The sequence below is a fragment of the Ignisphaera sp. genome (assembly GCA_038831005.1).
Taxonomy (GTDB): Archaea; Thermoproteota; Thermoprotei_A; order Sulfolobales; family Ignisphaeraceae; genus Ignisphaera.
The window spans coordinates 13,266-31,248 of sequence record JAWBKZ010000003.1; the positions used below are offsets into that span (position 1 = coordinate 13,266).

General features: G+C 36.1%; 23 protein-coding genes. 13 read left to right on the top strand and 10 right to left on the bottom strand.

The annotated features are described in order from the left end of the window. Positions 1–3: 3 nt before the first annotated feature. Entirely contained in the window at positions 4–1,059 is a 1,056-nt protein-coding gene (locus QXK50_03395) for a DUF354 domain-containing protein (protein ID MEM2008209.1), read from the bottom strand. A gap of 142 nt (positions 1,060–1,201) precedes the next feature. On the opposite strand from QXK50_03395, the gene glmM reads away from it, so the two are divergent. The 3 genes from glmM (at position 1,202) to QXK50_03410 (ending at position 3,449) form a co-directional block, all read left to right on the top strand. Beyond that, the gene (gene glmM, locus QXK50_03400) at positions 1,202–2,581 is read left to right on the top strand and encodes a phosphoglucosamine mutase (protein MEM2008210.1); all 1,380 of its coding nucleotides are present in this window, start codon (positions 1,202–1,204) and stop codon (positions 2,579–2,581) included. 11 nt (positions 2,582–2,592) lie between these two features. Then, positions 2,593–2,973, top strand: coding sequence for a Trm112 family protein (locus tag QXK50_03405; protein MEM2008211.1), 381 nt, complete (start codon positions 2,593–2,595; stop codon positions 2,971–2,973). A gap of 65 nt (positions 2,974–3,038) precedes the next feature. Next, the gene (locus tag QXK50_03410; protein ID MEM2008212.1) at positions 3,039–3,449 is read left to right on the top strand and encodes a DUF2153 family protein; all 411 of its coding nucleotides are present in this window, start codon (positions 3,039–3,041) and stop codon (positions 3,447–3,449) included. A 91-nt stretch (positions 3,450–3,540) separates the two neighbouring features. Here the strand turns inward: QXK50_03410 and QXK50_03415 are convergent, their stop codons facing one another. The 5 genes from QXK50_03415 to cas4 all read right to left on the bottom strand — a co-directional run bounded on the left by QXK50_03415 (position 3,541) and on the right by cas4 (position 7,604). Further along, the gene (locus tag QXK50_03415; protein ID MEM2008213.1) at positions 3,541–4,008 is read right to left on the bottom strand and encodes a hypothetical protein; all 468 of its coding nucleotides are present in this window, start codon (positions 4,006–4,008) and stop codon (positions 3,541–3,543) included. 21 nt (positions 4,009–4,029) lie between these two features. Beyond that, the gene (locus tag QXK50_03420) at positions 4,030–4,827 is read right to left on the bottom strand and encodes a hypothetical protein (protein ID MEM2008214.1); all 798 of its coding nucleotides are present in this window, start codon (positions 4,825–4,827) and stop codon (positions 4,030–4,032) included. A 15-nt stretch (positions 4,828–4,842) separates the two neighbouring features. Further along, complete coding sequence (locus QXK50_03425; protein ID MEM2008215.1) at positions 4,843–6,270, bottom strand: glycosyltransferase family 39 protein; 1,428 nt, start codon at positions 6,268–6,270, stop codon at positions 4,843–4,845. A gap of 195 nt (positions 6,271–6,465) precedes the next feature. Then, positions 6,466–6,885: an adenosylmethionine decarboxylase gene (gene speD / locus QXK50_03430; protein MEM2008216.1), complete on the bottom strand. Its 420-nt coding sequence runs from the start codon at positions 6,883–6,885 to the stop codon at positions 6,466–6,468. 77 nt (positions 6,886–6,962) lie between these two features. Further along, on the bottom strand, positions 6,963–7,604 hold the full coding sequence (gene cas4, locus QXK50_03435) for a CRISPR-associated protein Cas4 (GenBank protein ID MEM2008217.1): 642 nt from the start codon (positions 7,602–7,604) through the stop codon (positions 6,963–6,965). A gap of 170 nt (positions 7,605–7,774) precedes the next feature. Between cas4 and QXK50_03440 the strand changes: the two genes are divergently transcribed. Then, on the top strand, positions 7,775–8,800 hold the full coding sequence (locus tag QXK50_03440) for a DUF1152 domain-containing protein (GenBank protein ID MEM2008218.1): 1,026 nt from the start codon (positions 7,775–7,777) through the stop codon (positions 8,798–8,800). A 299-nt stretch (positions 8,801–9,099) separates the two neighbouring features. On the opposite strand, the gene QXK50_03445 is transcribed toward QXK50_03440, so the two are convergent. From QXK50_03445 to QXK50_03460, 4 genes are all read right to left on the bottom strand, one after another. Then, the gene (locus QXK50_03445; protein MEM2008219.1) at positions 9,100–9,372 is read right to left on the bottom strand and encodes a hypothetical protein; all 273 of its coding nucleotides are present in this window, start codon (positions 9,370–9,372) and stop codon (positions 9,100–9,102) included. 24 nt (positions 9,373–9,396) lie between these two features. Next, positions 9,397–10,764, bottom strand: coding sequence for a RuvB-like domain-containing protein (locus tag QXK50_03450; GenBank protein MEM2008220.1), 1,368 nt, complete (start codon positions 10,762–10,764; stop codon positions 9,397–9,399). A 237-nt stretch (positions 10,765–11,001) separates the two neighbouring features. Beyond that, positions 11,002–12,156, bottom strand: coding sequence for an iron-containing alcohol dehydrogenase (locus tag QXK50_03455; protein ID MEM2008221.1), 1,155 nt, complete (start codon positions 12,154–12,156; stop codon positions 11,002–11,004). Between the two features lie 62 nt (positions 12,157–12,218). Next, positions 12,219–13,184 carry a triphosphoribosyl-dephospho-CoA synthase gene (locus QXK50_03460; GenBank protein ID MEM2008222.1) on the bottom strand — a complete coding sequence of 322 codons (966 nt, stop codon included), beginning with the start codon at positions 13,182–13,184 and terminating at the stop codon, positions 12,219–12,221. 171 nt (positions 13,185–13,355) lie between these two features. On the opposite strand from QXK50_03460, the gene nuoB reads away from it, so the two are divergent. The 9 genes from nuoB to QXK50_03505 are packed head-to-tail and all read left to right on the top strand — an operon-like array spanning position 13,356 to position 17,982. Beyond that, entirely contained in the window at positions 13,356–13,799 is a 444-nt protein-coding gene (gene nuoB, locus QXK50_03465) for an NADH-quinone oxidoreductase subunit NuoB (GenBank protein MEM2008223.1), read from the top strand. Then, entirely contained in the window at positions 13,786–14,235 is a 450-nt protein-coding gene (locus QXK50_03470; GenBank protein ID MEM2008224.1) for an NADH-quinone oxidoreductase subunit C, read from the top strand. Before nuoB ends, QXK50_03470 begins: the two co-directional genes overlap by 14 nt. A 6-nt stretch (positions 14,236–14,241) precedes the next feature. Continuing rightward, a complete protein-coding gene (locus QXK50_03475; protein ID MEM2008225.1) occupies positions 14,242–15,459 on the top strand; it encodes a nickel-dependent hydrogenase large subunit in 1,218 nt (405 codons plus the stop codon). After that, on the top strand, positions 15,456–15,839 hold the full coding sequence (locus QXK50_03480) for a 4Fe-4S binding protein (protein ID MEM2008226.1): 384 nt from the start codon (positions 15,456–15,458) through the stop codon (positions 15,837–15,839). The genes QXK50_03475 and QXK50_03480 overlap by 4 nt, the downstream gene beginning before the upstream one ends. Further along, the gene (locus tag QXK50_03485; protein MEM2008227.1) at positions 15,839–16,123 is read left to right on the top strand and encodes a monovalent cation/H+ antiporter complex subunit F; all 285 of its coding nucleotides are present in this window, start codon (positions 15,839–15,841) and stop codon (positions 16,121–16,123) included. Before QXK50_03480 ends, QXK50_03485 begins: the two co-directional genes overlap by 1 nt. Positions 16,124–16,125: 2 nt before the next feature. Continuing rightward, positions 16,126–16,503, top strand: a complete 378-nt coding sequence (gene mnhG, locus QXK50_03490) for a monovalent cation/H(+) antiporter subunit G (protein ID MEM2008228.1) — start codon at positions 16,126–16,128, stop codon at positions 16,501–16,503. Then, positions 16,503–16,769 carry a hydrogenase subunit MbhD domain-containing protein gene (locus tag QXK50_03495; protein ID MEM2008229.1) on the top strand — a complete coding sequence of 89 codons (267 nt, stop codon included), beginning with the start codon at positions 16,503–16,505 and terminating at the stop codon, positions 16,767–16,769. Before mnhG ends, QXK50_03495 begins: the two co-directional genes overlap by 1 nt. Then, positions 16,766–17,587: an MnhB domain-containing protein gene (locus QXK50_03500; GenBank protein ID MEM2008230.1), complete on the top strand. Its 822-nt coding sequence runs from the start codon at positions 16,766–16,768 to the stop codon at positions 17,585–17,587. Before QXK50_03495 ends, QXK50_03500 begins: the two co-directional genes overlap by 4 nt. Continuing rightward, on the top strand, positions 17,587–17,982 hold the full coding sequence (locus QXK50_03505; GenBank protein MEM2008231.1) for a sodium:proton antiporter: 396 nt from the start codon (positions 17,587–17,589) through the stop codon (positions 17,980–17,982). The genes QXK50_03500 and QXK50_03505 overlap by 1 nt, the downstream gene beginning before the upstream one ends. The last annotated feature ends 1 nt before the right edge of the window (position 17,983 follow it).

Consider the following 17,983-nt stretch of genomic DNA (forward strand, 5'->3'; position numbering starts at 1 on the left):
ATTTTACGCAACCTCATTAACAATTTTCAGTACATAATCTGAAGGTCTCTCAAATTCTTTCAATAGGCTTAATGCGTATCCCTTATACCTTTCAGGCTCCTTTAAATAGCTGGTTATTATCGCTAGACATTCATCTATGTTTTTGCATCTCGAGAGGGGAAGCATCTTTTCTTGAAGACATTTATCTACATAGAGATCTTCTGGAAAAAGACTTAGTCCTGGCGTTCCTAATAAAGCAGCTTCTCTAGCTAATGATGCTCCACCTGTTACAACAATAGACGCATAGTAGATAAGTTTATGCCCTACTATTCCTTTCTCAAACTCTGGAATAATTATTCTCTTGTCATGTCCAATTGATTTAAGTACAGAATCTTCTCTATACCTAGGTAGATACACTATCGTTAGATCATTCTCGAGCAATTTCTTGATAATGTTTCTGAAGAGTTCTACTGCATCACTATACCTATAATACGATGCCTTAATCTCTGGAGGTCTAACAATAGCGTAACTATATGGTTCAAGTTCCCAGAGCCTTACGTAGTATGTATCTGGTGTAAGATCCTTGAGCCATTCGACTTCATCTACACCATTGTATTGAATAAGCTTCGATTTATTCTTATATACATAGGCTTCTATGGTTTCACGAGGTATACAGCTAGAAAATACAACATAATCTGCTAGAGGTAGAGAAAGTCTTGAGGGTATCTCGCTATGTGGGCTATCTGTTAACACTATGTATGGTTTACCTAAACCGAAAGCAATTCTAGCTGCTAAGGGGTTTGGATACGATATAGTTAAATCAAATCTATTGTTAACAATATTCAGTAACTCATGCATTCTTTCAATTTCTTTAATAAGCTTCTCATACCTATCTTCTCCATATCCTCCAATAGAAGTAAAGCTTATCCCAAGGTTCTTGAGAACTGCTTCTGTGTAATCATAGCTCCGTGTAGTTACAATAGTATTAAAACCATGCTTATTTAATCTGATTGATAGTGTACCAAGTAGTAATGCTTGTTTTGGAGTTAGTATATCTAACCATATTGATACCCTTGACATTGTCAGCTACACACCACTAGATCCTATTTAAGACAAGAAAATAAGGATTATCAAAAAACTTGTAAAAGCTATCACAGTTACGTTGTGATTAATGGAAATATATTTTTACTCTAAAACCTAAGGACTAAAGATGGTGTCTGGTATGGATATTGAACGCAAACTGTTTGGTACGGATGGTGTTAGATGGATTGTGGATAAAGAGTCGATAGAATTTGTACTAAGGTTGACATACGCTATTGCAAGCTATTTTCCTTCAGGTTCTAGAGCTTTAGTGGGTATGGATGGGAGAGTAGGAAATCCGGCCATCTATGGAGCTGTGATTAGTGCTCTAGCCTCTAGTGGATCGAAAGTTTATGATGCTGGTCTACTTCCTACACCTGCCTTACAGCTATGTGTTAGAGATCTAGGATTTGATTACGGGATAATGGTTACAGCTAGCCATAATCCTCCCGAATGGGTTGGTATAAAGGTCGTTCTTAGCGACGGTATAGAAGCTCCACCAGAGGTCGATAAACAAATCGAAGAAATATTTTTCTCGAATAAGTTCAGGAGAGTTTCGTGGTATAACATCAAATCTGTAGAGAAATTCGATACAGCGTTGATCCACTATATAGAGGCTGTAAAAAAACATATAGATAGTGAAGTTATACAGCGTAGAAAACCTAAAATAGTTGTAGATTGTGCAAATAGTGTTTCAGCTTTAACAACTCCACGCATACTGAAGGAACTAGGCGCTAAGGTGCTTTCAGTAAACTGTGATATTGGTATTCCGTATAGAGCTTACGAACCTACACCAGAATCATTGAGAGACTTTATGGAGATAGTCAGAAGTATTGGTGCTGATTTTGGTGTTGCTCATGATGGTGATGGAGATAGAGCTGTGTTTATTGACGAGAAAGGTAATTTCGTAGCTGGCGACATATTCGCCGTTATACTCACAAACTATGTAGCTAGAAAGAATCCTGAGCTTCCTAAAAGAATTGTAACAGCGATATCCACAAGCCACTTCTTGATTCAGAAAAACATTGTGTCAAGAGGTATCGATACTATATGGACTAAAGTAGGATTCCTCAATATAGCTAGAAAGATAAAGGAACTGGATGGTGCTCTCTCGGGTTTTGAAGATAACGGTGGATTTGCATATATTCCCCATCAATTAGTTAGAGATGGATCCATGACAGCGGCTCTTGTCACTGAAATGATAAGTACTGGAACCAGATCTCTGTCTCAATTTATTAATGAAGTTGAAAATCCTGTTATAATAAGGACAAAGATACCTATATCAAGTAAGGAAGAGGTTTTCAAGATAGTTGAAACTCTTAGAAATAGTTTCACTAATTATAACCGTATCGAAATAGACGGTATAAAGGTTGTGAGCAACAGCTATGCATTTCTTGTGAGACCAAGTGGAACAGAGCCTCTCATAAGGATAACTGTTGAGTCGTGGGACAAAGATGTAGCTGAAAGAGTTTTAACTGAATTAGTATCTATTATACAGAAGTCTCGTGGTGACACAAACTGAAGTACCGACTGCTGAACTATATTGCATGTCCTTATTGCAAAGATGGTGGCTTTCCATTGAAGCTTTTTGTTTTTGAAAGCTCTATCTATGAAAAAAGATTTCTACCACCACAAGTATCTAAACCTCTTTGCGATCTATACTGTGGTTATAAAAATGCTTATATAAAGGATTTAACGGAGTACAGTTGTGATGAGTGTATAAAGATTGAAATTAAGGATGGTGTACTGTATTGTAGTTCATGCCTGAGATGGTATCCAGTAATAGATGAAATACCGAGAATTCTTCCAGATAACTACAGAAAATCTGAAGAAGATCTAAAGTTTCTATCCATGTACAGAGATAAAGTTCCTGAAGAAATAAGAAAACAAGGCAAACCATTCAAACTAGACTAAGTAGAGAAATACCCTCATATTAAGTTAAAATCCGTATAAAGTATAATGAGGTATAGTGCTGAAACATGTCTTCATTATATGAGAGTTTAACTCGTTGGGTAGAAATGCAAAAGAAAGTAAAGGAATGGTTTGATGGCATATATAGTAATGTAAAGAATGGAGATAGACTTGAGCTAATACTCTACACAAGAATGGCTTTTCAACACATACTAAGAACAGTAAAAGCTTTTGATAACTGGCTCCAGGACCCCTTCATAATAAGCAATATGCCAAAAGAAGAACTAGAATCTGTGTGGGAGTCCACATACAACCTGCTTCAGCAACTTCTCGATCTTGATGTAAAGCACACTAGTGGTGTACGAGATTATTTGATGAAGCTTGAGAAAGAAGGCAAAATCAATCCTATGCTTGTTGAAATCTTCGGTGAAGGTTCTAGAAGGAGAGAGAATAGAGAAAGAGTAACATTATCCATATAGCAGTAAAGTAAAACGAGTTAGAATATAGTAGTGGAATATTTTTGATAATCGGTATATAAATCTAAACACTTGGTGTTATTTGCCTTCTATTTTATCTTCTGCCTGTAGCTATTAGCGATACCTCTTCATCAACAAGCTGAACCCTTGTCTTCAACTCTTCTGCTGCTTGTAAAACATCATTAAAACTCTCTACTTCTTTACTTGTTGATTCTAGAAACTCTTGACCATTGCTTGTAAGTCTAAGCTTCTTATTCTTTGGGTTAACTTCAACAAGACCTGTGTACAGTAGTGCCTTAATATCGTCTTGCAATTCTCTAACTATTGCCCTATTACCTAATTTGACTGTGGTGTAATTTATATTAAATCCTTTTTCATCCTTAAGTAACGTTATGAGATAGGCCAAGCCTTTTTCACTTACCTCATTATAGTTCTTTATGATGTTGAGTAGTAGTAGCTTCCTTTTGTCCTTTTTTATCTGATCTAATGTTATTATCTGTGTTGAAAATATTTTTAGTTCCTTTGTTTTTTGTTGGGTTCCTACTGTTTTTTCAGGAGACAATTTTCTATCACCTTCTTCAGATTAGGATAGTTTTTGCATATCGTTTATATATCTGATAAGTTCATAAGCTTTATCGCTGTATATGTTTAAATACTTTTCTAGATCAACCGTTTTTACCTGTTTCTTACTAAATAACTCATATATCGATTCTGCAAGATGGTGCAGCTTTTTCTCTAAATTAAATATAGTTAACATCAACTTCTTATAGTTATCGATATTCTGCGACAAGAATAGTAATGCAATAATTGATGCAACTATGTGTAGTATTAATGCATAACGCATCTTATCGACTCCCAAACCTGTATTTGTGAATGTTGCTATCATGGAAACTAGAGGAAGAGCAGTAACGAAGAATAATGATGATTGTATGTCGAGTAGAAGTAAAGCCACTACAGCTATATTTAGCCATAGGATCATATTTACTAATATTAATGTGCTTTCTGTAGCCGCAATTGATGCTGTTGCCGATATAGATGCAATAACGTATAATGTTGTTAATAATATTACAGTAAATTTGGTTCTTATATATTTAGAGCAGATATTGTTGACAACATTATCTATATTGTTAATAAGGTTTTCTAGTTCATTCTTGACTACTTCTTTACTTTCTTTTTGATTATGTATTTTTTCACTAATATGCGATACCATGTCGTAGAATCCGTTAAACATATCCACGTACTTTCTACTGAATATAGTTACTTTCTCTATTTCTCTAAGATTATATATAGATTTTTCGAGACGTTGTGCCGTACTTTCCATCCCTATATTTCTTAGTACTTCAATTAATTTCACCAAGCTATTAGTTATTCTTCTATACATAGTTGAAATAATTATTCACCTAAACATACTAAGGATTGCTTTTACCAAAGCCAAGACCAGTTTTCTCCAAAGACTTAATGTTTCGATGATTCTTTCTCTATTTAGATATTCATATAGCTGAATAATCAGATAGCTATATATTAATGGTGTTAGCTGAACTGCATAGAAACTGTATTGTGTTCTACTCCCTAGCAACCATATGATTAGATAACCTAAGAAGATACCGAATATCATGTACCATGCTTTTCTAGACATTCTATCATTTACCATACTCGGTAAAGCAAACCACATGAGGACGAAGCTTATGGTGTACGCTGGTACAAATCCTTGTGCATATATGTTTGGAGAAAGGTATAGTACAAAAGAATTGATTCCAAAGAACCATTCCCAAGGAGCTGAATAAGGAGGACATTTAGCGGGGTCAATGCATTTGGCAGATAGATGCCACGATATTGCACCAAAGATCCCTTGCTTAAGCCATTCATTCAATCCTATCTTAAGGATGAATGGTATAGATACAAGTAATTGAAAGAATATAAAGGATAAAACCATCAATATCACAAAATAAGTTGCACTGGTTATCACATCAGGTACTTTGAAACCCTTCTTAAACACGTGATTTAGATACATAAATACTAGAGGTATAGCTACAATAACTGCTGTAAACTTAAACGTAGATGCAAAACCCAAGAGTAACGCCGCTTCCTTAAACCTGCCTTTAGCAGCAACATATAATGTTAATGTCGTGAAAGCAGCTACATATATGTCTAGTAATGCTACTACAGACATAACCTTAATAAGGGGATCTACTGCTACAACTGTAGCTGCTATAAGACCTAGCTCTTGGGATTTCGTCAATTCATAAACTAGTAGGAATGTAGATATAACAGTTAATACACCCATTATTATTGATGGAATCCTCCAGATGAGAGGCTTGTCACCAAACACGTATATGAATAAAGCTATGATGTACTTGACTGTTGGTGGATGCTCGAGATTAAGGTAGTTATTTATGTTTTCGTGATCACCTATAATCCATCCATAGACTACATCACTTGCATTTACATTTCTAGCAAAATTGGCTATTGTTTCAATAGATTGGGCTTCCACATATAGTGTGTTTAATTTACTAAAGACATTAGCACCAGCAATTATCTTTATGTTATAAAGATTTGCAAGTGATTCCGCTCTTAATAAACCTTCTTTTGAGGTAAATATGATTGATGCTCGAGGAGGGGATGTATATGGTGCTAAATTGAATATTTCATGCAATATATTTCGAGCAGAATTGACGTACCATACTTCATCAGATACATAACCTTTAGCGCTAGGGAATGTTGATAGCTCTTTTTTCTCTAGAAACGATGCAAGATCGTAATATGTGTATACGGCTATAGCCACAATTAGTGTAAGCACTACATATACCATGAGTTTATTCAGCATAGCGTTTCACCTATTGCGTAAATATAGTCGACATTTTAGGTTTTAAACGAAATAATCTATATACCTTTATGAAATTCATTACTTCGCATATGATGCAATGTTATAGTTAGTTAAATTGAATTGATGTGTTTCTACTTAGTGCTACGACAAAAATATAGTATGGATAGAAAAAATAAAATTGATGAAGTTAGTAAACTAGTTTCGTACTCTTGAGAAACTACTTCTATCTGCATAATTAACTGTAAAGTATTTTGGATTCAAACACTTCACTATATATTCAAATGCTTTCCAAGGGTCACTCTTTTCTCCACATGTGTATACATCTACTGTTGCATAACCATATTCGAGCCATGTGTGTACAGCTATATGGCTTTCAACAATAAGCGCTATAACAGAAACTCCACCTTTTCTACCACCAAAACTCCACGACTTTATATCGTATAAAGTCATGTTAGCTATTTTTGCTGCCTCTATAACTACTTCTCTCAGTTTTTCTTCGTTTCCCGCTATCTCTATATCTACATCATACAGATTGCCATAGACATGCTTTCCTATGACTCTATCCATACCCTCATTATTATGCTCTATATTTTGACTATCTCCTTTATCTACCATCCCGTTTTAACCCATCATGCTAACAATCTATCGCTAGAATGTTCTCCGGTTTATAAGCACTACGGTCATAATACCTTTTACTGTTCATTAGGGTTACTCATATGTTTTTTATTCGGACAAAGAATTGCAAATGTACAGTAAGAACATTCCCATAGATATCTGGGGGCTGGAGAACCAGAAAGTGTACTTCTAATTAAATCTGAAACTTCTCCTTCTGTAACGGGTTTATCTACAACATATTCTGCAACTCTACTAGATGTTATATACAGAAGGAGAGCTTTTTTGAAACCTGTTAACCATAGATATATCCGTGTTTGAAGTACATGATGATTTTGTGGAATAGATATATCGAATCTACTAGTCTTTATCTCGACAATATAGTCGCCCACTATTACATCAATACGTCCACTAATTATATACGTAATGCCATCTACATCTATGCTCTTTTCATATTCTACTTCTGTCTTTACGTTATCGTGACCTAACGTTTCTATTAGAAACTTTTCTACTCCATAATGCGAAAATTCACCCAAAATTGATGTAGGATTTACTGCTGAAGATATTGCTAGTTCCCTATAGATTTTTTGATACATATATTTCATTGGACAATAAACAAGGTCTGTTACATAGAGCTCGTTATCAAGCTTTTTCCCAATTCTTTTCATGTTTTCAGTTATTCTCCATTTATATATTATGTCGACTATACTCAAGTTACTCATAACTACATCCTCTACTTACTAGACCGTAATTTTATTGCATACAGATTACATATTGTTAATTGTTTACTAAAAACTTATCTAAATTTTTATTCAAATTGGAACTGGAGAAATAAATGCTGAAGGGACCACGAACTGAAGAATATAGTGATGATCTAAGCTAGGCTGAGAACTTGATTGATACATGTCTTCATATAAATGGTTATAACAAGGTACTGTTTCTAGCTATTGGTGGTGGAGGAGATGTTGCTCTAGCGTCAACTCTAGCTCTATCCTATGAAAGGTGTGGAAAGCAAGCTATTGTTGGGTCTATCATCTGGGAACGCTATTCAGTAGATCCTGTTCCAGGACCTATATCAATAGATGAACTATTTAATACTGTAAAAAAGACTGAAGATTATGCTATTGTAAATGCTAACACCTTTGCTATAAGAGGTGGTAGAGTCGTTATACCTCAACCAGCTAATGTATCAAAATTTCTGAAGAGAAACGTTATTGTTTTTGAACTAAGCAAAGGTGCTAAAGGTTTGGCTAGAGCTATAGAAAACTACATGAATAGCCATGGAATTGAGGCTGTTATCGGTGTCGATGTTGGAGGAGATTCGTTAGCTGAAGGTTTTGAAGATGAACTTTGGAGTCCTTTAGCTGATGGTATATCTGTAGCAGCGTTAGCACACATCAAGGGATCTTACTTGGCTGTAGTTTGTCCTGGAGCTGATGGAGAACTATCTCTGAACTATATAGAGAAAAGACTACGCAGAATAGCTCGATTAAACGGTTATTTAGGAGGCTATATACTTTCTCGAAAGGATCTTGAAGTATTGAGAAACATACTTATTGAAGTGATATCAGAAGCAAGTACAATACCACTAACAGTACTTAGCACAGATCTGGATAACATTGTGATTAGAAATGGAAGTAGAGAAGTACGACTATCCATCATGAATCTAGCGGTATTTCTACTGGATGCAGTTACTGTAGCTAGAGATACTGTTGCTCGGTATATATACGATACTGATAGCTTTAATGAAGCGAAGTGGATACTCAATAAGTTGGGAATAGTAACAGAATACGATATCGAGGAAGAGATATTTAATGAGATTGTTCAGGGGAGAAACTGTGCTGATATAGATCTGGTAGAAATAAGAAATAGATTAAAAAATAGACTTATAAAACTACATAAACCTAACGAAAAATGAATATGAAAATACGTGAGCCAAAATGTGCTCAAACCTAGTGTCGTTAATGATTATCTAATATCGTAAATGAAGCTCTGTAACCATATTACGTAACTATTAGACACGACTAAAGCAGTATAACCTTGATTGCTACATAGAGAAAAGGAGATAGATGATAATTCTAGCGAGCTAAATTCGTACCTAGATGTTACAGCTAGAGCTACTAGTGATCATTTTGTTCATCAGAAACACAAGCCTTCATCATTAGGTCAGTTACAGCCGTGATCATCATTCTTCGATATATTCTGGAAGGCGCTAGCTTATCTGCTACTAGGTTTTTGCTCTTTTTTAGCTCTTTTGTATACACGTACAAGTATAAGTCCTGCAAATGTTATTTTATATCTTCCACTTCTTGTTCTCCTTATGAATCCAGCTTTACGTAGCTTTCTTATCATTGTCTTAGTTCTATATGGGTCTAGATTCCATAGCCCAGAAAGTTCTTCTTCAGTAAATGATTTGTTTGGAGCTGTATCGAGATCTTTGATAAAATGTATGTAGTTTTCGAGTGAGAATATATCTATAGAGTCTGTCAAATTCGTTCAGCTCAATACCGATTTCTATTTTAAGAGCTTTGATTCCCATGACTTTGCTAATGCTATACTTTGTGAAATATCTATAAAGAGTTTGGTTGCTTCCTCAATATCTTCAGATCTAACCTCTGATCTCCCTTTTCGTTCAGCTATTATTTTTGCAGGATGCATTAACTGTACAGCATATCTTAAGCCTCTGTCACCTGCAATCTTAACTAGATAGTCTATAGCTTCTGATGACAGTTCTATCTCTTCTTCACTAGCTCTAATCTTTATTATCTCTTTAATCTCATTCTCTGTATAAGGTCTGAAGGGTATTATCAGAAGTCTGTCAAGGACATCTAATGGTATACCATGAGGAGACTCTATATCTGTTCCACGTATCTTGGTTGTACCTCTGTTTGTCGCCATTATTATTATAGGTGAGAACTCGCTCTCCATAACTCTTGATAAGAAACTAAATGCCTCTATATCGAGCATATGTACATCATCTATGAACAATACCCCTGGAACCAACGATGCCTTGTTTTCAGATAGAAGTTTTCTCACAGTTTCATTTGAAGCCTTCCTTATCTCGGGGTCTATCTCTTTCTCTTCTACAAACAGACTTATTATCGATGCAGCCCTTCTTTGAGCTAGATAAGCTTCATCTATATCATGAAGAGTTATTGTTCTAATAATCTCTTTCTCTTTAAATATCTTACCTTTGGGCATATCTTCATAAACTTCGTAGGTCTCGACATCAAAATAACGAGCTTTTTCAATACCTTTCACACGCCCAAGTTTGAAGACTTCACCAGTGTCACTATCAATGCTTATAAGGTCTCCTCTCCTTATACCGAGTTGAGCTAACTGCATAGCTATACTTTGATCTACCTCTATAGTCTTTTCTTCATCTTTTGTAGATAATGTTATTCTTGCTGCTCTTGGTATTTTTGCATAGGGATTAAATGGATGTGAAGCTAAAGAGAACTTCAGTTCTTTAACAACACCCTCATAGACTCTTCTAATCTCTTTATATCTAAGCCCTATAGCTCTTCTAACAGCTCTCATAAGTATTTCAGTCTTCTTTAGTTCTGTAGAATATAGCTCAGATCCATTGATCATTACGAAAGGTGTGTCTTCGCCAAGTTCTCTAGCTATACCTATTGCTAAAGCTGTTTTACCTACACCAGGTGGACCCACAAAAAGTATTCCTCTACCTGCGAGTTTACCTTCCTTAATCATCTTAACAATTATTCCTGCTGCACGTCTAGCTTCTAACTGACCCACAAGTCCATCTGCAACAAATATTGGTTCACTTTTTTCATCAAGACCGAGCCCCCTTATGTGACTATGTGCGCTGATCCTCTTTAACATTTCAATCTTGCTTTCTTCTTTGATTTCTCTAATCATCCTAGATCACCTAGCACAAATCAATTCTATATAGAGTATTTATAAACTATATCTTAACTTTAAATATATAGTGTATCCAGCTATAAGCTTTGATAAAGATGTACATGATGATTTAATTGACCAATACATATTTATAACTTATAGTTTTAGACGTAAAGAGGATCTTACAAGAGATATTAGATTCTCTAATTCTCTATAGATGTGACGTACATCTTTATTGTCAAATATATTAAGTAGCTATAGAGCACTACGAACAATGTCTATCATAATGTCCTCTGTTACGACAAAGGGCGTGTTGCTGAACATGTAGTTAAGTCTTGCGAGAGCTAATTCAGCTATGATTTTTAATTCTTTTTCAGTAAAGCTATAATCTCCTAAACGTTCCTTGAACCCTACTTCCTCTTGAAACTTGAATACTGCTCTTGAGGCCTCTTCTGCATATTCAGGTGAAGGTTTTATAGATGGATTTATGTGTCTAAGTAGTTTAGCTGATTGCTCTGGTCTAACTCTATGTGTATAATATACTGCTCTAGGTCCTAATAGAGCTAAACCACATGCGTGAGCTAATTTCGGTTCTAATCCACTTAATGTGTGTTCAATTCCGTGAATAATATGTGTAGAGCCCATATCAATGGCTATTCCAGCAATCATTGCTGCATACATCATTTTGTACCTCAGTTCAATATTCTTAAGGTCGTTGACAAGTTGTGGAAGGACTTCTGATATGACTTTAACTGCCTCTTCACTAAGCATCTCTATGAAGATATTTGATGCAAGTGATGTAGCGGATTCATAAACATGATAGAAGGCATCTAGAGATGTGTACAATGTCTGTCTTCTATCCAGTGTTAATGTGTACTTAGGATCATCGACAGATACATTAGGATATTTAATGCTTAGACCGTGCTTTTCCTTCACATCATCTAATGTTATAACAGCGTATCTATCAACTTCGGTACCAGTTCCATGAGTTGTATTTATAGCTATTAAAGGTAGAGATCTCTTAACCTTTTTCACACCATCGATATAATCCTTAACCTTACCACCATTTACCGCAATAGTCAATCCGATCTTAGCAGTATCTATTGGGCTTCCACCACCGATAGCTATAACAGCCTCAGCTCCCTCAAACCATATGGTTTTCGCAAGATCTTCAGCTTGATTTGCCCAGGGATTTGGTGAAACATTGTCGTAAACAGTATACTTGATTCCTAGATCTCTGAGAATGTTCTCGATATCGTTGAGAGCTCCTGAGAGTTTAGCTGAAGCTCTACCTGAAACAATTACAGCTCTTTCAAATTTGGATAGATAGTCCTTGATATTCTGTACAGCGTCTAGACCAAAGTATAGCGTTGTTTCTGCGTATCTGAGTCTAAAGTTCTTGAGCTCCATATAATCACCTATGAGCCTTATCTGGTGATATAATTTAATAAATTTTGTGTATGTGACTAAACCTAAGTAACTCTGAACAAGCTCTGGTTCTTATATAGAGAATATATTGATATTGCTACTGCTACGATATCTGCTGTAGATCCCGGATTCACTCTAGCTGAAGCTAATTTATCGTCAAATGCCTTTAATTTTTCGAGACATCTAGTCCACGATTCTTTACACAACTTCATAACCTCTTTTGCCTCTTCTTTTACTCTTTGAGCTACTTCATACCCATTTTTTCTTACAACAAGTGTATCTAGTTCACTAGATAGTTGATATAGATATGTCTCTACAATAGCTCTATTCCATATTCCATGATTTTTAAGACGGGCAAGTATGTATTTTGAAAGTGTGTAGGATCTGGGATAGCACTCTACAATCTCTCTTGCTACAATATCATAAGAACTACTATACTCGATGAGATTCCACAGCCTAAGATTCTTTTCAATCAATTCTTGTCTATACTTTTTGCTCCACACACTTGGAAACTCTCCAGTAACATCAGATTTCTTTATATAGCTAGGTCTAGCGATTCTTATAGCTCTATAGAAATATATGGCATCTAATACTGTTGAATATTTTTTAAAGCATGCACAAGCATCGCTCAATAGATCATCAATATTTATCTCGCCATATAGTATAAGGTTTCTACCTAAGGCAACCGATAGAGGAGACAATAGTAAGGCTGTACCAAGACATGTATTACCGCCACCACTAATAACTTTAGAAATACCGACCATATCTAGTATTATGTCTCCATATATGATTCGTAGTCTATCTAAGCTCCTGCCATATCTGTAGCCTCTCCTAATACCTCTGTAAAGAGGATACACAGACTCTATGGCCGTAGCTATGAAGTCCTCATAAATAGTATCATCAAAATCTCTCAGTCTATGAACGTTACCCGGTTTAGGGAATGCTGAAGCTTCTAGAGCTATTCCAAGAGCAAGTTTCTCAGCATATTTGATGATGTTCGTAAACGACATACGATATACACCACACCGTTATTCTGGTATCCACTATTATTGCTTCTTAATCTCCATACATTATCTAGATCTAGGTATCTTTTTGATGAAACACGTTCTCTCTTACTAGTAAGAATTGTCAACAAAAGTTTTTAACCAGACCCCACCTTAAACCTTTGTCAGGTTATGTTTATGGACAAGGTATGTGTTCTCAAGTATTCACCATGGCTTGTCCATTTCAATACTGGTGCCTGTAACGGATGTGATATAGAGGTTCTAGCTGCTATAACCCCTCTTTATGATCCTGAGAGATATGGAATAAAGCTTGCTCCTTCTGTTAGACATGGAGATATCCTTATAGTTACTGGTGTTGTTACTAAAAAGGTTGCAGAAAGACTGAAGAGACTCTATGACCAAATGCCAAATGCTAAATATGTTGTTGCTGTAGGTGCTTGTGCCTACAATGGAGGAGTTTTTAAGGGAAGCTACAGTATAGCTGGTGGAGCTAATAAGGTTGTTCCTGTACATGCGTATGTTCCTGGATGTCCTCCTAGACCCGATGAAATACTTAGAGCACTCCTCATGCTTCTTGGCAGAGAAAAAACTGCAGAGGTAGATAGAGTTGAGCAGAGCTGAAGACCTAGATAGTATTCTAAAGCCTTACACTATTAAGAAAGATGTTATGAAACCAAATAGAGATGTTTACACAGTTGATGCTAAAAACATTAGGGAAGTTATGAAGAACTTGAAGAATATTTATAAAGAAGACTTGTATCTAGCCACAATAGTAGGTGTTGATAAAATAAAGGAAAATCTATTCGAACTTAACTATTTCATCCATATAGTTCCCCTAGGTAAAACAATAGTGATAAAAACCTATATCTCTAGAAATGAGCCTAAAATAGATACTATACTAGATATATGCCCTGGCGCATATGGAGCTGAAGCAGAAATCTATGATTTACTAGGTATAGAATTTATAGGCAATAACTACCTTAGGCGTGGATTCTTTGTACCTGCTGATGTTGTTTCGCAAAATATTTATCCACTTCGAAAAGACGTACAGGTGTAATTCTTTATGGTTTCTGACATAGAGAAGGAGACAACGACATTAATAAAGATACCCATCACTCTTGACGTACCTATAGGACCTCAGCATCCGGCTCTTCATGAGCCAGTAATGCTTAAATTATATGCCGATGGAGAGGAGGTAGTTCATGTAGAGATTAATACTGGATATAACCATAGAGGAATAGAGAAGCTCATGGAAAAGAACTCTTTTTACAAAGACAAATTTATTGCCTCCAGAGTTTGCGGAATATGTAATGGTGTCCATGAGAACTGCTACACACGTGCCGTTGAATATCTAGCTGATATAGAGCCTCCACCCCGGGCCAAGTATCTAAGAGTACTGGTTATGGAGCTAGAGAGAATACACAGCCATATGCTTATTAATGCCATAATGGCTGAGATAATAGGTTTCGATACATTATTCATGTATATAATGAGAGATAGAGAACTCGTAATGAAAGCAAAAGAGATTGTCCTAGGCCATAGAGTTCAGTCAGACATACATATGTTTGGAGGTGTCAGAAGAGATATTGACGATGTGAAGAAGGACAAGATATTGGATCTACTGAATAAATTAGAGCCTCGTATAAAATACTATAGAAAACTATTTGAAGAAGACTCCTCAATCTCCAGTAGATTAACTGAAGTGGGAAAACTTAAATCCTCTGAGGTTCTTAACAATTCACTTTTAGGACCTATACTCAGAGGAAGCGGTATCAAGAGTGATGTGAGGTTAGAGGATAGGTATGATGCTTATGGAGATATACCTTGGTCCATAGTTGTGAGATCTGAAGGAGATTCTCTAGCTAGAATGCTTGTGAGATGGGATGAAGCTATAGAATCTCTAGAGATGTGCAGATATGTACTTGAACATCTTCCCCAAGGACCAGCTGTGGTAGATGAAAGAAAACTTCCGAGAACATTTCCTTCAGGAGAATCATATGCTAGAGTTGAGGCACCGCGAGGAGAACTAATATACTATGTAGCTAGCGTAGGAGGGGCTAACCCCTATAGGGTTAAGATAAGAACACCATCAGCTACAAACATAATCAATAGTGGTTTCAGTTACATAGGTCATAGTATTGCTGACATACCTGTAATACTCGTAAGCTACGACCCATGTATTTCATGTATGGAGAGAGCGATAATTGTAGACCTAAAGAATAGATCGGAAAAGAATGTTCCATTAAGATACTTAGCACAAACCAGTAAGGTGAGAGCATGAGTATAGTTAGAGAAGTTATTAAGAGTTTCTTCTCAAAACCATCAACAATAGAATATCCACGAAAAGCCTCTATAGCTGTAGAGAAAGATCTAAGAGGGCGGCATTACGCTAACCTAAATAAATGCATAGGATGCTCGATATGTGCTATAGAGTGTCCATCTAAAGCCATAGAAATGAAAAAGCTATCTGAAGACATAAAACTCAAACATAATCCTAGAGGACTATACCCCGTTATAAACTATATGTCATGCGTATTTTGTTATCGATGTGTAAGAGTGTGTCCAGTAGATGCATATATAACGACACCCGTACATCAGTTATCATCAGTAAAGGAGGTATTTTCAGAGAATTTAACACTAAAAACTCTTGAGGTGAAATAATGGACATCGAAACACATGTTATAATGGTTATGAGTCTCGTTGTCCCAATCTTCATAGTGTCTATTATTCTCTACACTATAAGACTTCTTAAGGGTCCCACGATACCAGATATGGTTATAGCTGTAGACGCCATTTCATATGATGTAGCTGTGTTTTTAGCAGTCCTATCCATACTCTTCAAATCACCTACACTTATATCCTGTGCCATGATACTCATGCTCTGGGCATATGCCTTAGATGTCTATGTAGCTAAATATCTTGAAGCAAAAGAAATGGGTGAATAAATATGATTGAATGGGTATTAGTGATAATAGGAGAGATATTAGTAGTAATAGGAGCAATATGCGATCTATTAGGAGCTATAGGATTGCTAAGATTTCCTAACTTCTATGTAAGGCTACACGCATTAACTGTTGGAACTATTGGAGGCGCATTTGTACCCTTAATAGGTGTAGCTCTAATAGCTATAGGCTCCGAATTCCTAGGTTTCTATAGATGGGTTATAGCCGGGACCTCAATTGTAACAGCTCTTCTATTACTTTTTCTAGCTCCTGCTGGTTCTCATGCCATAGCCAGAGCTACTCATAGATCTCAGGCCACGGAGGTTTATCCAAAAACTGTTGATAAACTTGAAGAAGATAGAGAAAGAGGTGAATTAAAGTAATGAGTATCGTGATACTGCATTACATGTTGATGGCTATAGCGTCGCTTTTATCCGTAGTATCTGTTTATCTAGCTATAATAGAAAGAGATTTAGTGAAAGCTGTTGTATATTCAGCTCTTCAAAGCACTTTCTACGCATTGCTATTCTATCTAATCATGGCACCAGACATATTTTTGACATATGTTCCCGTATCTGTAGGTCTCTATACAGCCTTGATACTCGTTTTAATAAAGAAGACTGAACGTTTTGAAGGTGAAGAGAAATGAATAGATATATTCATGCAATGGTAATACTAACACTGATAGTGTTGACCATAGTTTTAGCTACAGCTTTTGCACTAGGTGGCATAACTCTCTATCTACCTCCACGTAATGTAAGATCTCTTGCAGAAATATTCCTCAATACCACCTTCAATTTGGAATACCGTATAAGCCCTATGTCACCAGAAGCTGTTACAGCTATTGTATGGGACTATAGAGGACTAGATACACTATTCGAGACCTCGGTTATGTTTTTAGCTATTGTTGGAGCACTCACCCTCTTCAGAGGTCTTAGCGAAAAACTTCCACAAGAAGAAACAGAATATAGAGGAGGATTATCGGTAATAGTCAAGACTATTACTAGAATAGCAACAGTTATGATTATAGCTGTTGGTGCTTCATTAGCGCTTCATGGACATTTAACACCTGGTGGGGGCTTCCAAGGGGGAGCAACAATAGCTGTAGCCCCAATGCTTATTATAATCACATTCTCTACATATTTTATGTTCAGAAGCATACCTGTTAAAAAAGCTGTACTTCTTAGAAGTATAGGACTTAGTGTAATAGCCTTGACCACGTTCTTGGTACTCATTATAGCCTTAACACAAAACGGTACTGCCTATATATTCCAAAACCAACCTAAGATTCATGCAGACTATGGAATACCATCATATCTAGGTGATACAATAGTGTTAGGAGGAACACTTCTACTGTTTAACGCTGCAGAAACCTTTGCTGTTGCCTTTGGTTTTATAGCATTACTGATTCTGATAACTGTTCCAGAGGATTATGCCAAAACTATTGTTTTAGAGGGTGAAGAATGATGGAAGTAGTACAATTCTTATTCAATATAGTTGTCGTATCAATGATAATGAATATAGCTATATCTCTCTATGGAGTTTTTGCGAGACCCAGCTTAATAAAGAAGATAATAGCTCTCACTATATTCGGTGATACAATCAACTTGATGGTTATATTGATAGGATTTAGATACGTAGAACCAAATCCGCTACCACCAATACTAACAACGATACCGCCAACTTCTATAGATATCTCTACTTTTGTTCAAAAAGCTGTAGATCCTTTACCTCAGGCTCTTGTACTAACTGCAATAGTTATCGGCTTAGCTGTAACTCTATTCCTGATATTTTTGACTATACAGATCTATCGTATATACAGAACAACGAATGTCAAGAAGATAGCTAAATTGAGGGGATAAA

Bases quoted from the DNA above. Each gene is read 5' to 3' on its own strand.
- QXK50_03395 (MEM2008209.1), bottom strand. From the start codon at position 1,059: ATGTCAAGGGTATCAATATGGTTAGATATACTAACTCCAAAACAAGCA.
- glmM (MEM2008210.1), top strand. From the start codon at position 1,202: ATGGATATTGAACGCAAACTGTTTGGTACGGATGGTGTTAGATGGATT.
- QXK50_03410 (MEM2008212.1), top strand. From the start codon at position 3,039: ATGTCTTCATTATATGAGAGTTTAACTCGTTGGGTAGAAATGCAAAAG.
- QXK50_03420 (MEM2008214.1), bottom strand. From the start codon at position 4,827: ATGTATAGAAGAATAACTAATAGCTTGGTGAAATTAATTGAAGTACTA.
- QXK50_03425 (MEM2008215.1), bottom strand. From the start codon at position 6,270: ATGCTGAATAAACTCATGGTATATGTAGTGCTTACACTAATTGTGGCT.
- speD (MEM2008216.1), bottom strand. From the start codon at position 6,885: ATGGTAGATAAAGGAGATAGTCAAAATATAGAGCATAATAATGAGGGT.
- cas4 (MEM2008217.1), bottom strand. From the start codon at position 7,604: ATGAGTAACTTGAGTATAGTCGACATAATATATAAATGGAGAATAACT.
- QXK50_03450 (MEM2008220.1), bottom strand. From the start codon at position 10,764: ATGATTAGAGAAATCAAAGAAGAAAGCAAGATTGAAATGTTAAAGAGG.
- QXK50_03455 (MEM2008221.1), bottom strand. From the start codon at position 12,156: ATGGAGCTCAAGAACTTTAGACTCAGATACGCAGAAACAACGCTATAC.
- QXK50_03460 (MEM2008222.1), bottom strand. From the start codon at position 13,184: ATGTCGTTTACGAACATCATCAAATATGCTGAGAAACTTGCTCTTGGA.
- nuoB (MEM2008223.1), top strand. From the start codon at position 13,356: ATGGACAAGGTATGTGTTCTCAAGTATTCACCATGGCTTGTCCATTTC.
- QXK50_03475 (MEM2008225.1), top strand. From the start codon at position 14,242: ATGGTTTCTGACATAGAGAAGGAGACAACGACATTAATAAAGATACCC.
- QXK50_03480 (MEM2008226.1), top strand. From the start codon at position 15,456: ATGAGTATAGTTAGAGAAGTTATTAAGAGTTTCTTCTCAAAACCATCA.
- QXK50_03485 (MEM2008227.1), top strand. From the start codon at position 15,839: ATGGACATCGAAACACATGTTATAATGGTTATGAGTCTCGTTGTCCCA.
- mnhG (MEM2008228.1), top strand. From the start codon at position 16,126: ATGATTGAATGGGTATTAGTGATAATAGGAGAGATATTAGTAGTAATA.
- QXK50_03495 (MEM2008229.1), top strand. From the start codon at position 16,503: ATGAGTATCGTGATACTGCATTACATGTTGATGGCTATAGCGTCGCTT.
- QXK50_03500 (MEM2008230.1), top strand. From the start codon at position 16,766: ATGAATAGATATATTCATGCAATGGTAATACTAACACTGATAGTGTTG.
- QXK50_03505 (MEM2008231.1), top strand. From the start codon at position 17,587: ATGGAAGTAGTACAATTCTTATTCAATATAGTTGTCGTATCAATGATA.